Annotated in this window: 12 protein-coding genes; all 12 read right to left on the bottom strand. The window is 59.4% G+C overall.

What is annotated here, in order from left to right:
- Positions 1-4 precede the first annotated feature (4 nt).
- The 12 genes from floA to lepA all read right to left on the bottom strand — a co-directional run bounded on the left by floA (position 5) and on the right by lepA (position 14112).
- The gene (gene floA / locus HPY71_04630) at positions 5-1012 is read right to left on the bottom strand and encodes a flotillin-like protein FloA (GenBank protein ID NPV52792.1); all 1008 of its coding nucleotides are present in this window, start codon (positions 1010-1012) and stop codon (positions 5-7) included.
- A gap of 43 nt (positions 1013-1055) precedes the next feature.
- A complete protein-coding gene (locus HPY71_04625) occupies positions 1056-2513 on the bottom strand; it encodes a nodulation protein NfeD (protein NPV52791.1) in 1458 nt (485 codons plus the stop codon).
- A gap of 161 nt (positions 2514-2674) precedes the next feature.
- A complete protein-coding gene (locus tag HPY71_04620; protein ID NPV52790.1) occupies positions 2675-2851 on the bottom strand; it encodes a 30S ribosomal protein S21 in 177 nt (58 codons plus the stop codon).
- A 113-nt stretch (positions 2852-2964) separates the two neighbouring features.
- Positions 2965-3306: a histidine triad nucleotide-binding protein gene (locus HPY71_04615; protein NPV52789.1), complete on the bottom strand. Its 342-nt coding sequence runs from the start codon at positions 3304-3306 to the stop codon at positions 2965-2967.
- 148 nt (positions 3307-3454) lie between these two features.
- Complete coding sequence (mtaB, locus tag HPY71_04610) at positions 3455-4852, bottom strand: tRNA (N(6)-L-threonylcarbamoyladenosine(37)-C(2))-methylthiotransferase MtaB (protein ID NPV52788.1); 1398 nt, start codon at positions 4850-4852, stop codon at positions 3455-3457.
- Positions 4853-4861: 9 nt separating this feature from the next.
- On the bottom strand, positions 4862-5752 hold the full coding sequence (locus tag HPY71_04605) for a 16S rRNA (uracil(1498)-N(3))-methyltransferase (GenBank protein NPV52787.1): 891 nt from the start codon (positions 5750-5752) through the stop codon (positions 4862-4864).
- Entirely contained in the window at positions 5745-6890 is a 1146-nt protein-coding gene (gene dnaJ, locus HPY71_04600; protein ID NPV52786.1) for a molecular chaperone DnaJ, read from the bottom strand. The genes HPY71_04605 and dnaJ overlap by 8 nt, the downstream gene beginning before the upstream one ends.
- 95 nt (positions 6891-6985) lie before the next feature.
- Positions 6986-8908: a molecular chaperone DnaK gene (gene dnaK / locus HPY71_04595; GenBank protein NPV52785.1), complete on the bottom strand. Its 1923-nt coding sequence runs from the start codon at positions 8906-8908 to the stop codon at positions 6986-6988.
- Between the two features lie 3 nt (positions 8909-8911).
- Positions 8912-9613: a nucleotide exchange factor GrpE gene (gene grpE, locus HPY71_04590; protein ID NPV52784.1), complete on the bottom strand. Its 702-nt coding sequence runs from the start codon at positions 9611-9613 to the stop codon at positions 8912-8914.
- A gap of 166 nt (positions 9614-9779) precedes the next feature.
- Positions 9780-10808: a heat-inducible transcription repressor HrcA gene (gene hrcA, locus HPY71_04585; GenBank protein ID NPV52783.1), complete on the bottom strand. Its 1029-nt coding sequence runs from the start codon at positions 10806-10808 to the stop codon at positions 9780-9782.
- Between the two features lie 168 nt (positions 10809-10976).
- Positions 10977-12170 (bottom strand): radical SAM family heme chaperone HemW, encoded by a 1194-nt coding sequence (hemW, locus tag HPY71_04580; GenBank protein NPV52782.1) that lies wholly within the window; start codon positions 12168-12170, stop codon positions 10977-10979.
- A 130-nt stretch (positions 12171-12300) separates the two neighbouring features.
- Positions 12301-14112 (bottom strand): elongation factor 4, encoded by a 1812-nt coding sequence (lepA, locus tag HPY71_04575; protein NPV52781.1) that lies wholly within the window; start codon positions 14110-14112, stop codon positions 12301-12303.
- Positions 14113-14114: the final 2 nt, after the last annotated feature.

Below are 14114 nucleotides of genomic sequence, written 5' to 3'. Positions count from 1 at the left end.
GGGTTTACCCCCTTTTCGAACCCTCGCCTTCATCCGCGCCCGCCTGCGGCCTCCCAGTGATCCTGGATATCGCCTCCCGCATTTGAGTGTCAGCGAGGACATTCTGCAGGTTGTAGTAATCGAGAACGCCGAGCTTGCCCGCTCGCAGGGCATCCGCCAGGGCCCTTGGGACATCGGCCTCAGCCTCGACCACCCGGGCCCTCATCTCCTGGACCATGGCCTTCATCTCCTGCTCACGGGCGAGGGCGGCGAAACGCCTCTCGGCGGCCTTGGCCTGCGCGATATTCTTATCGGCCTCGGCCTGGTCCATCTGGAGCCTCGCACCTATGTTCCGCCCTACATCCACGTCGGCGATGTCTATGGAGAGGATCTCAAATGCAGTTCCCGCATCCAGACCCTTGCTCAGGACGGTCCGCGAGATCTTGTCAGGGTTCTCGAGCACCTCTTTGTGGCTCTCGGCCGAGCCCACGGTGGTAACGACGCCCTCGCCGACCCTGGCGATTATCGTCGCCTCGCCCGCGCCACCCACCAGCCTGTCGATATTTGCGCGCACGGTCACCCTCGCCTTCGCCTTGAGCTCGATCCCATCCTTCGCGACCGCGGCCACGACCGGGGTCTCGATGACCTTGGGGTTGACGCTCATCTGGACAGCTTCGAGCACGTTGCGCCCGGCGAGGTCGATCGCAGCCGCGCGTTCAAAGCTCAGGGATATCTCCGCCCTGTGCGCGGCTATCAATGCATCCACCACGCGATCGACATTGCCGCCGGCAAGGTAATGGGCCTCCAGCTTATCCACGCTTGCGTTCAAACCAGCCTTCACAGCCTTGATGAGCGGCATGATTATGCGCGATGGTGGGACCCGCCTCAGGCGCATTCCCACGAGGTTGAATATCCCGACGTGAACCCCCGCAGCCATTGCTGAGATCCAGAGGCCCACCGGGATGAAATTTAGCAATACGAGGAAGAAGACGACAACCAGCACCACAAGGATCACGAAATAAGCCTCAAACACGTATTGACACCTCCAGCTTATCTTTGCTCCTGCGCTCTCTTATTTACTCCTCCGCCCTCACAATGAGCTTGCTCCCCTCGACCTTCACCACCCTCACAATGGAGTTGGCGGGGATATACTCACCCTCGGATACAGCATCGAGCTTATCATCGCCAAACTGCACAACGCCCGCCGGCCTGAGCACCGTCAGCGTCCTCCCGACCCTACCCAGGTAACCCTGGCGCCCGGGCCCGCTAACGTAACCATCGGCTGTTTCCTCCCTCACATCCAGGATTATACCACGCCAGAGCCGGGTTTTGTTTAAATACTTCACCGCCAGGGCGATAACCAGCACCGTCAGGATGAACGCAAAGGCGATCGCAAAGGCCGCATCGCGCACGCTGCCGAAGCTCAGGAAGATGCTGGCGAGGAGCGCCCCTACGCCGGCCAGGCCGGCCACGCCGAAGCCGGGGATCACGAAAACCTCCAGCAGGAGCAGGAGAAACCCGGCCACAAACAGGATCACTACCTCCCAGCCGGCAACGCCCGCCACGAGCCTGCCGCCGAAGAAGAGGGCGAGCGCGATGATGCCCGCCGTCCCAGGGATACCCCAGCCCGGCGTGAGCACCTCGAAGACCAGGCCCAGGAAGCCGATGGTCAGGAGGATCGAACTCACCATGGGGTCGGTTATATACCTGGCGAGCATCTCCGACCAGCTGATGGGGATCACCTTGACATGAGCACCGCCGTACCCGAGGTGCCTGAGAACCGTCATCCTGTCATTCCCGACAAAATCGATGAACCCCCGGGCCCGGGCGTCCTTCGCTGCGAGGGTCAGGATCTTGCCCTTCCCGACAAGCCCCTTTATCTCAATGTCCTTATCCACCATGGCCGCGGCAATCCGTGCATCCCGCCCCCTCGCCTCGGCCGTGGCCTCAAACTCGGCACGCAGGGCGGATATCGTCTTCTCGTCTGCGGGCCGGGGCTCCGCAGCCCCTATGCTTGCCGACGGGGTCATGGCGATGTGCCTGGTTGCGAGCGTGATGAGGGCTCCCGCCGACCATGCCCGGCCCTTCACAAAACCGATCGTGGTCATCGGGGTATCGAGGATCATATCCCTTATCTCCGTCGCCGCATCCACCCTCCCGCCAAATGTATCTATCTCGAAGACCAGCGCGTCCGCGCCGTCCTGCTCTGCCTGCCTCATCGCCCTTCTAACATATGCCGCAAGCCCGGGCTCGATCGTGCCCTTGATAGCCACCACATAGATCACGGGCACGCCGCCATCCTCGCCTGCGCCGCCGCCCGCCTGGCCCGTCCCGGCACCGGGCGAAGACCCGGCCGCAGATGCCGCGCCAGCTGTCGCGCCGGCGCCAGCCGCCAGGAGTAAGGATGCATGCGGGCCCGGGTCGAAGACATAAAGGCCCGTGTTAAAAAGCCAGGCTACCGCGACAACAGCGATAACCAGGTCGACAAGGTAAGCAGAGCGAATCAAGCCAGCCTTCCCAAGCATAGAGCTCACCTCGCAATGAAAAAATGCCCGATATTACTGGACCGGTATGTATCGGGCACCTTCTCCAACGGAATCTTCATCTTCTTCCTAAGCTATCTCAGGGAATCATCCATATAAGGTTAATAGAGCCAGCAACTTCTCATCGAGAGAGGGACATGCACAAGGGCCTCCTAACGGAACCGTCTCCTGCGTGCCGCCTCCGACTTCTTCTTGCGCCTGACGCTCGGCTTGTCATAGTGCTCGTGTTTCCTGATCTCAGCCATTATGCCTGACCTCTGGCACTGCCGCTTGAACCTGCGCAATGCACTGTCAAGGGACTCGTTTTTACCCACCCGTACTTCTGCCACTCTGATCTCCCTCCCTCCGTTGCTGGAAATCCTCCGCGACTAGCGCCTCCAATACCCCGCTCTTGTGCAGACCTATGCCCTATTATACCGCAAGGGAAATCCGGGTGTCAATCTCAACCAGGAGGCCATCCGAGGGTCCTGCCCGCAAGGAGATGAAAATGAATATGATATACAGTCTGCCCGGCCCTGGCCCCGCAATTCACGACCACCCGAAACCCGTCCATCGCGCCCAGCTGCCGGGCCAGTCGCATTGCGACGAGATGTACGTGCCCGATCAGGCTTTCATCCTCATCCGTCAGGTCGAACAATGTCGGAATATGCTTCCTGGGGATTACAAGCACATGGACCGGCGCCCTCGGACGCTTATCCCTGAACGCCAGGACCCGGTCGTCCGCATACACGATATCGCCAGGCTTCTTACCGGCTATGATCTGGCAGAAAATACACTCCTCCATATTCATGCCACCACCCATGCTGCACAATCTCCATAGGGCGCATGGTGCGCACTCTCTCCCTGCCTGCCGCCTTCCCCAATCCACTACCCCACCAAGGTGGAGCCTGACAAGTGATAGAAACCTGTATGCCCTGGCCCCGGAGGCTCATCTACTGCACGATCTCACCAGATGCAAACTCAGCGGTTGCCCGGTCGATCCTCACCTGCCCGAATCGGCCGACAAGCGTGGCCGGACCGCCCGCGAACACCCGGATATAGTTGTCGGTCAACCCTTCCAGGCCGCTTTCACTATGGTTCTCAAAAAGGACCTCCATGATCGAGCCTATGAACCTCCTGTGAAACTGGAGCGACATCTCCTCAGCGAGATCGAGCATCCTGTTGCTCCGGTCCTCCTTGACCCTGGCATTAACCTGCCCCGGGAACCGGGCCGCAGCCGTCCCGGGCCTCCTCGAGTACTTAAAGATGTGCATCCGGCTGAAAGCCATCCTCCGGGCGAAATTCAGGCTGTTCTCAAATCTCTCGTCCGTCTCGCCCGGGAATCCGACCATAATATCAGTGGTTATCGCCACGCCAGACACCGCCCCTCGTATCCTCTTTATCAGCGCCTCATAATCTGATGTGGTATAACCCCTGCGCATGAGAGCCAGGATATCATCGTCCCCGCTCTGGAGCGGGATGTGAAAATGGCGCGCCATCCTGCGCTCGGCAGCAACAAGGTCTATAAGGTCCTCGGTGATATCGGCGGGCTCCACGGAGCTCAACCTGATGCGCCCCACCCCCGGGATTCCTGCAACGCGCCGGGCAATCCATGCCAGGTCCACCCGGGTCCCGCTCCCGTCGGCGCCGGGGGCGCAGCCGAGATCCCTCCCATAGGCCCCGAGGTGGATACCGGTCAAGACGATCTCCTTGTGGCCCGCCTCCACCAGGGCTCTGGCCTCGTCCAGCACGCTCTCGGGCTTCCTGCTGCGCATGCGGCCCCTCACATAGGGAACCTTACAGTATGAGCAGAACTGCTCGCAGCCTTCCTGAATCTTCAAATAGGCCCGCGTGCGCTCTGCAAATCCCCCCGCAGGCAGCTCCTCGAACTCTCGAAATCCTCGCCCTCCCGGCTCACAGCCGCTGTCGCAGCCGCTGCCATACAATTCCTGGACAGCATCTATCTTTATGTCGCGTATCCCGTCCCCGGCCTCCAGGATTCCCCCTACGAGGTCAACGATACTGGCCCTCCCCCTGGTGCCGACAACGATATTAACCCCTGGTATCGCCAGGACCTCATCGGGCGCCGCCTGGGCGTAGCACCCTGTTACCACGATGATAGCACCCGGGTTTCGCCTGAGGGCGCGCCTGATGAGCTGGCGCGACTTCCGGTCGCTCGTCGCCGTGACCGTGCAGGTGTTAATGCAATATACATCAGCCGCGGAATCAAAATCAACGATCTCGTAACCACGCTTCTTGAAGAGGGCGGCCAGACCCGCGGTATCATACTGGTTGACCTTGCATCCGAGCGTGCTGAAAGCGCAGGACTTAACCCGCTCACCCTCACCCATCCGTCCTTCTCACCCGCCCAGCTCCCCATATTCATAGAATATAGCCGCGGCGACGACCAGCCCTGCCGTCTCCGTCCTGAATATGCGGGGGCCGAGGGTAACGGGAACGGCGCCGTGAATCATAAGAAGTTCCATCTCGCTCGCGGTGAAGCCCCCTTCCGGTCCGATAAACACCACGAAATCCCTGGCGCCCGGCCTCTCCCGCAGAACGCCTTTGAGGGGGCGCGTCGTTTCGAGCTCCCACGGGGCGATCCATGTCGTTCCAGCATTAGCATCCAGGCTGCCCATGCCCGGTCTGCTCACGCCCGGGCCGCCTGCGCCGGAGCCGCCCATATCCAGGCCACTCATGCCCACATTACTGGAGAGCGCCTCCACAGCGCCGGCAAACCCCTGCGGGCGCTCAACCGCTGGCACGATCGCCCGCCCCGCCTGCTTTGCGGCTTCCATGGCGATGCGCTTCCACCTCGCCACCCTCTTCTCGATCTTCCCGTTCTCGATCTTCTTCTCGACCTTCCCGGCCCGCCCGGCCTCCCCGGGCTCCCCGCTATCAAGGCGCACCACGGTCCTCTCCGTTATGACCGGCACAAACCTCCAGATCCCTACCTCCGTTCCCTTCTGCACTATATAATCCATTTTATCGCCCCTGGGCAAACCCTGGACGAGGGTAATTTTAATGGAGGGCTCTCCGGCCCTCCTCACCTGTTCCAGAATCCTGCAGCCAATCGCATCGCCCGCAAAGCCCATTATGCGGCACCGGTATTCATCTCCCGAGCCGTCCAACACAGCAATGGAGTCGCCTTCGCGCAGGCGCAGGACATCTCGTATATGCCTGACATCGCTTCCCCTGATATAGGCCACGCCGTCAACTATATCCTGACTCTGGACAAAGAACCTACGCATGTCGCTCCCACGCATCCCTCATCTTCTTGAAGAAACCCTTGCTCTCTTCTGTGGCGCTCTTACCATGAAGCTTCGCGAACTGGCGGAGCAATTCCCTCTCCTTCTCGTTGAGCTTCGTCGGCGTCACGACCTTGATCCTGACGTGCTGGTCGCCCCGGCCAAAACCCCGGACGCTCGGGATTCCCTTGTTCTTCAGCCTGAATACGGTCCCCGTCTGAGCCCCCTCGGGGATCTTGAGCTTCGCCTTGCCATCGAGGGTTGGAACCTCTATTTCGTCGCCGAGGGCCGCCTGCCAGAACTCGACAGGAACCTCGCACACTATATCATTGCCCGCGCGCTCAAATATATCGTGAGGAAGCACAGTTATATATACATAGAGATCACCAGGCGCCCCGCCTTTGAGACCTCCATCGCCCTCGCCCGCGACCCTGAGCCGCGTCCCGGTATCGACCCCGGGCGGGATCTTGACGGCAATTGTATGGCGCCCGCGCACCCTTCCCTTGCCATTACAGGCAGGGCAAGGTTTCTCTATTATCTTGCCCTCCCCGCCGCAGCGCTGGCACGTATGAAGGCTGGTGAAGCGGCCGAAGGGTGTGGCGCGCGTCTCGCCGACCTGGCCCCTCCCGTTGCATACGGGGCAGGTGATGGGATGAGTGCCGGGCGCAGCCCCCGTCCCCCCGCACTCCCTGCAGGTATCCATCCGGGTCACCTGTACCTCGCGTTCCAGCCCAAAGGCCGCGTCCTCCAGGGTGATCTCCAGGTCATAGCGGAGATCGGCTCCGCGCTCGGGCCCCCTCCGCTGGGCGCGAGCCCCGGCAAAGTCGCTGCCGAAGAACATATCGAAGATATTCCCGAAGGGCTCGAAACCACCAAAACCACCGAAATCGCCCTGGCCGAATCCGCCGAAGCCCCCCTCGGTCCCCGCGTGGCCGAACTGGTCGTAGCGCGCCCGCTTCTCGGGGTCGCCCAACACCTCGTAGGCCTCGTTTATCTCCTTGAACTTCTCCTCGGCAGAGGAATTGTTGGGGTTGGCATCGGGATGGTACTGCCGCGCCAGCTTGCGATAGGCCTTCTTTATCTCATCCTGGCTCGCATCCCTGTCGACGCCGAGCACCTCATAATAATCTCGCTTAGCCATGGTTGCCCACCGCCTTCTTCACAGCAGGAGCCCCTTCATGAGGGGCCTGCAACCCTTGCGGCCTGTACCTGCGTATCAGGCGCAGGCGCGGCAGCCTACTTCCTCCCCTTGTCATCATCGCTGACATCCCGGTAATCTGCATCGACCACATTATCATCCGCGCCCCCGGCGCCATCACGCCCACTGGCGCTGGAACCGTACCCATGCGGGTTGCCACCCGCAGCCGCCTGGCCCTCGCCATACGAGCCATAACCCTGCTGGCCCTGGCCCTGACCCTGGGCCTGCGTCTGGCTGTACATGGAGGATGTTACCTCGTGAAGGGCTTTCGTCAGGTCCTCCATTCTCGACTTGATCCTCTGCATATCCTTGCCCCCGAGCGCCGACCTCAGGTCCTCCTTGGCGCGCTCGATCCTGTCCCTCTGGTCCGACGTAATCCTATCCTTCAGGTCGCGCAGGGTCTTATCTGTCGTATAGATCAGCGAATCCGCGTCGTTGCGCAGCTCGGCCTCCTCGCGGCGCCTCTTGTCCTCCTCAGCGTGGGCTTCGGCCTCCTTGACCATGCGCTCGATATCCTTTTCATTCACCCCGCTGGACGAGGTTATGGTGATCTTCTGCTCCCTGCCGGTCCCGAGATCCTTCGCAGAAACGTGAACAATCCCGTTTACATCGATATCAAACGTCACCTCGATCTGGGGTATCCCCCTCGGCGCCGGCGGGATGCCTGTAAGCTGGAACCTGCCAAGGGTCACGTTATCAGCCGCCATCGGGCGCTCGCCCTGGAGCACGTGAATATCCACCGTCGTCTGGTTGTCCGAGGCCGTGGAGAATATCTGCTTCTTCGTCGTCGGGATCGTGGTGTTGCGCTCGATGAGCCTTGTAAAGACGCCCCCCAGGGTTTCGATACCAAGGGACAGGGGCGTTACGTCGAGCAGCAGGACGTCATGCACCTCGCCGGTTATAACGCCCGCTTGGATGGCGGCACCGATTGCCACGCACTCGTCGGGATTGACCCCCTTGTGCGGTTCCTTGCCTATGAGGCTTCTTATAGCCTCCTGGACCGCCGGGATTCGCGTCGACCCGCCGACCAGGATCACCTTGTCGATATCCTTCGGCTCCAGCCCCGCATCAGCCAGGGCCTGCCTCGTGGGCCCGAGCGTCTTCTCGACGAGGTCGCGCGTCAACTCCTCGAACTTCGCCCGCGTCAAGGTCATGTCCAGGTGAAGGGGCTGGCCCGATGAATCCGCGGTTATAAAAGGCAGGTTTATGCTGGTTGTCACCAGGGTCGACAGCTCTATCTTGGCCTTCTCGGCAGCCTCTGTCAACCGCTGGAGCGCCACTCTATCCTTCCGGAGGTCGATCCCATACTGCTTCCTGAATTCCTCGGCTATATAATCCACGACCTTCCTGTCGAAATCGTCGCCGCCGAGAAGGTTATTGCCGTTGGTCGCCTTGACCTCGAACACACCATCGCCCAGCTCCAGGATGGAGACGTCAAATGTCCCGCCGCCAAGATCAAAAACGAGAATAGTATGGTCGCCGGTTTTATCAAGACCGTATGCGAGCGCTGCCGCCGTGGGCTCATTTATGATGCGGAGCACCTCGAGTCCGGCGATCTTGCCCGCATCCTTCGTGGCCTGCCGCTGGCTGTCCGTGAAATAGGCCGGGCAGGTTATGACCGCCTTTTCGATCTTCTCCCCAAGGAAGCTTTCAGCATCCTCCTTTAATTTACGGAGGACCATAGCTGAGATCTCCTGGGGCGTATACTCTTTATCATCAATCTTTACCTTGTAGGTGGTCCCCATCTTCCGCTTGATGGATATAACCGTTCGCTCAGGGTTGGTAATGGCCTGTCTTTTGGCCACCTGACCCACAAGACGCTCGCCCGTCTTGGAGAAGCCCACAACTGACGGAGTGAGCCTGCTTCCCTCGGTATTCGGGATAACCTTGGGCTCCCCGCCCTCCATAACAGCTATAACGGAATTTGTTGTTCCTAGATCTATTCCAACAACCCTTCCCATAGTCTATGCCTCCTTGCCGGATTCCAAACCAGATTCCAAACCAGATTCAGGCCGCCTCGAAACCTTCACCAGGGAAGGCCGCAGCACCCTCGTGCGCGACCGGTAGCCTCGCTGGATTTCCTCAACAACCGTGTTCTCGGCGGCCCCGTCGCTTTCCACCTGCATCATTGCCTCGTGAAATCTGGGGTCGAATGACTTATCCTTCGCCTCGATGGGCGTTATGCCCTCCCTTGCGAGGGTATCCATGAACTGGCGAAGCGTCAGCTCCACGCCGCTTATGAGCGGCTCTGCATCGTTCTTCGCCCTCGAAAAAGCCAGCGCGCGCTCGAGATTGTCTATTATCGGGAGAACCTTGAGCACGGTCTCCTCAACGACGACAGTGGAGAGTTCCTCCTTCTCCTGGCGCGCCCTCTTCTTGAAATTCTCGAAATCCGCCTGTGTCCTCTGCCAGCCGGCCAGGTACTTATCCCTCTCCTGCTTTACCCTTTCCAGCTCCTCCATAAGCCTGGCAAGCTCGCCCTCACACGCTTCCCCCTGCTCATTTTGGGATTTCCGGAATTCCTGGGATTCCTGAGATTTTACGGATTCTGCGGATCCTACGGATCCTACGGATTCTGTGGATTCTGCCTGGACTCCCCCCTGGTCCAGGGTCCTCTCCAGGGCGGCCTCCGCGGCCCCTGAAGCATTGTCCAATTCCTCTACCAAAGTCCCCATCTCCTTCCCGATCGGACCTGCGCGAACAATCTTCTAAACAGTCTTGTGGGGCTAAGGTCAGGAACACTTAACCCCACATCTCATCAATGCCTGGGATTATATCAGCGATCATCTCGCACCCATCGTAGTCAACCCGCGTCCATCGTGATCAACTCGATCAACTCGCATCTATCTCCATCAGTGTGTCGCTCAAAAGCCCCGCCATGAATTCAACAAGGCCTATGATGCGCGCATAGTCCATCCTCGTAGGACCCAGCACAGCCAGGATGCCAACTATATTGCTCCGGGTGCCATAAGGGGCGCTGATCATGCTGCAATCCCGGATCTCCGCCATCCCATGCTCCTTGCCAATGACCACCCTGATCTGGCCGGATGAAGCGCTCCCGAGGACGTCTATGAGGGTATCGTCCTCCCCGAGGAATTCGAAAAGGGGCTTAACCTTCTCTATATCTCTAAACTCCGGCTGCTCGAGGATGTTCATCGTGCCCTCCCGGTAAATACGCTCCTTCCCGGATGTCCTGAAGGTCTTTATGATGAGGTCGAGAGTCCCCTCGAGCAGGGAATTGTAGCGCACAAGCTCGGAATGCAGCTGCTCCAAGAGCGAGAACCTTATATCCGCTACAACCATCCCCTGCAGGCGCGCATTTAGAAACTCCGCAACCCTATGGAGCTCACCCGCGCTGAGAGGCCGGGGGGTTTCAACAACCCTTGTCTCGACAAAGCCCGGGCTCGTAACGAGGATCACCAGGATGTTCTCATCATTCAAGGGAATCAGCTCTATATGTCTCAGGACGCTGTTCTGAAGCCTCGGGCACAGGACGAGAGCGGCGCAGTGAGAAAGATCAGCGATAAGCCTGGCTGTATGCTGAATCAGGGCCTCTATCTCATGTTGCCTCTGCTTGAGCTCCTTGTAGATCGCCGCCCGCTCTTCCTTGCTCAACGGCCTCGCCTGCATGATCGCATCCACGTAAAACCTATAGCCCTTGTCCGACGGGATCCGGCCGGCCGAGGTATGAGGCTGCTCCAGGTACCCGCCCTCCTCGAGGTCAGCCATTTCATTCCTTATTGTAGCTGGGCTGATCCCCAGATTATACCTGCGGGCAATCGTCCTTGATCCTACCGGCTCGGCGGTTGAGATGTAATCATCTGTAACCGCCTGCAATATGCGCTTTTTCCTCTCGTTCATAATGGCTCCGCCGCTCACGGAGATCACCCCGCATTAGCACTCGTTAGGCGAGAGTGCTAACGTTCCTTATGTTAAAAATATCATTGACCCCTCTTTCTTGTCAAGCGCAATTTTCTCTTATGCCCGAGAATCACCGCTGTTTTCCATCTTCTCCCTGCGCCCGCTGATTTATGGCAAAAACTGTACGAATACCTCATTAGCCAGGAAGAGGCCCTTCCTTGTGAGTGCAATGTCGCCATTCTCGTCAACATGGAGAAGCCCTCGCCCGCTCAGCTCGAGCAGTTGCGGCCCAAAGGCATCGCGCAGGTGAATACCGAAACGCGCATAAAACTCGCTGTCCAGCACCCCCCGGAGCATCCTGAGGCCTAGGATAACCGCATCCCGCCTCTCGGTCTCGTCTGAAACCCGTTCAGCCTCCGCAACAGGGCTCAGCCCGCCAGCAACGCGAACGGCATAGTCGCCAGGCAAGAGGGAATTGAAATACCGCATCCCATCGAAATGCGAGTGGGCACCTGCCCCCAGGCCGAGGTACGCCCCGTTTCCCCAATAGGTGATGTTGTGGAGACACGAACGTCCCGGGAGCGCGAAGTTCGAGATCTCGTAATGCTCATAGCCCCTCTCTGGGAGGTAATCGATGGTATACTGGTACATATCGGCGTCAAGATCTTCGTCCACAGGCTCCAGCACCCCCGCCTCCAGCTCCTGGCCAAACCTGGTATCCTTCTCTATCACCAGGTTGTAGGTGGAGATGTGCTCCGGTGCGAGGTCCGCCACGGCCTCCAGGGTTCCCCGCCACCGGGCCAGGTCCTGCCCGGGCAGGGCGAAAATCAGGTCGACATTTATGTTCTCAAATCCGGCCCTCCGCGCCGCAGCAAAGGATTCCAGGAAATCGCTTACCTTGTGGATCCGGCCGATTCTCGCCAGGAGATCATCATCCATCGCCTGGGCGCCGAGGCTCAGGCGATTTACCCCTGCAGCCAGCATGACTTCGAGCTTTGCCTCATCCAGGGTGCCCGGGTTTGCCTCTACTGTAATCTCAGCGCCCTCTCTGACCGGAAGGTTCCGGCCCAGCCCCCTCAGCGCCCTGGCCAGGAGCTCCGCGGGCAGGCATGTCGGCGTCCCGCCGCCGATATACAGGGTCCGGACCCCAAGCCCCTTCCGGGCAAGCAATTCCCCGGTGCGCGCTGCCTCCTGAACCAGCGCGTCAATATAGGCGCGGGCAACCTTGCCGCCGAACTCGCCGCCAACCTCACCATCTAGAGGATATGAATTAAAGTCGCAATAATAGCACTTTCGTATGCAGAACGGAATATGAACATAAACAGATATACCGGGATCATGATCTGAACTGTAACCTGCCATTTGGACTTAACCTGCCATTTAAGACTTTGCCACCCAAAGCGAATCCCTCGACTCGATACATACCTGGTGTACGCCTGCTAAACCACGCCTGATCGACTGCGAATGATGCCTCCCGGTCCACCCTCACCCTTCAGTCAACCTTCAAGATGGCCATGAACGCCTCCTGTGGGACCTCCACGTTGCCGAGCTGCTTCATCCGCTTCTTGCCTTCCCTCTGCTTCTCGAGGAGCTTCTTCTTTCGCGTGACGTCCCCGCCGTAACACTTCTGGAGGACGTTCTTTCTCAGGGCCTTCACTGTCTCGCGGGCGACCACCCTGCTGCCGACCGCGGCCTGTATCGGCACCTCGAACATCTGCCGCGGTATTATCCCCCTAAGCTTCTCCACAAGCTGGCGCCCCCGCTGATAAGCCTTGTCCGCGTGGATGATAGATGAAAGGGCATCCACGGGCTTGTCGTTCAGCAGGATATCCAGCTTCACCAGGCGCGACTCCCGGTGGCCGGAATACCCGTAGTCGAGCGAGGCATACCCCCTCGTCTTCGCCTTGAGCTTATCAAAAAAATCCAGCAGTATCTCGCTGAGGGGCAGGTCATACTCGAGCATGACCCTTGATTCGCTCAGGTACTCCATGCTCCTGTATTCGCCGCGACGCTCCTGGCATAGCTCCATAACGGACCCCACATACTCCGCAGGCGTCAGGATCGTGGCCCTCACATAAGGCTCCTCTATCCTCTGGATCTCGCCGGCCGGCGGGAGCTTGGCGGGGTTATCGACATCAACAACCTCCCCGCTGGTCTTGACAACCTTGTAGACCACGCTGGGAGCGGTTGTCACGAGGTCGAGGCCGAACTCCCGCTCGAGCCTCTCCTGGACGATCTCCATGTGAAGCAGGCCCAGGAATCCGCACCTGAATCCAAAACCGAGGGCGACGGAGGTTTCAGGCTCATAGGCAAGGGAGGCGTCATTCAGCTGCAATTTGTCCAGGGCATCCCGCAATTCCTCATATCTATTGGTCTCCACAGGGTACATCCCGCAAAACACCATCGGTTGGACCTTGCGGTAGCCGGGCAGGGGGGATCCCGCCGGATTCTGGGCACCGGTGATAGTATCACCTACATGCGCATCCTTGACGTTTTTGACCCCGGCTATGACATAACCCACCTCGCCCGCGGAAAGCCTGTCGATGCCCTGCATTCGCGGCCGGAACACACCGACCTCATCAACATCGAATACCTTGTCGGTGGCCATCATCTTAATCTTCATCCCCGGCGCGATCTGGCCATCAACAACCCGTACATAGGCTATGACCCCGCGATAGGGGTCGAAGTGGGAATCGAAGATCAGGGCCCGCAAGGGGCTTCCCCTCGACCCCCGGGGCGCGGGTATTCTCTGGGCGACCGCCTCCAGGATCTCAATGGTGCCCTGGCCCGTCTTGGCGCTCGCCAGGATGCACTCGCCGGGATCAATGCCGGCGATGTCTTTGAGCTCCTTTTTAACCCTGTCGGGCTCGGCCCCCGGCAGGTCGATCTTGTTGATTACGGGCACGATCGCGAGGTCGTGCTCGATGGCCAGGTAGAGATTGGCAAGGGTCTGCGCCTCCACGCCCTGGGACGCATCGATCACCAGGATGGCCCCCTCGCATGCGGCAAGGCTCCTCGAGACCTCGTATGAGAAATCCACATGGCCCGGTGTATCTATGAGATTAAACGTGTAGGTATCGCCGCTGGCCGCCGAGGTGTAGCTCAGCCTGACCGCCTTGGCCTTGATGGTGATGCCCCGTTCACGCTCGAGGTCCATCTGGTCGAGCACCTGTTCCTCCATCTCTCGCTCCGAAAGAGCCCCCGTGTACTCGAGAATGCGATCAGCGAGCGTTGATTTGCCATGATCAATATGTGCGATTATAGAAAAGTTCCTTATGTTCTCCGTGTTCTCCAAGTTCTCCATAT

The sequence above is a fragment of the Bacillota bacterium genome, from assembly GCA_013178125.1.
Classification (GTDB): domain Bacteria; phylum Bacillota; class SHA-98; order Ch115; family JABLXJ01; genus JABLXL01.
This window is presented reverse-complemented; position numbering and strand designations above follow the sequence as displayed.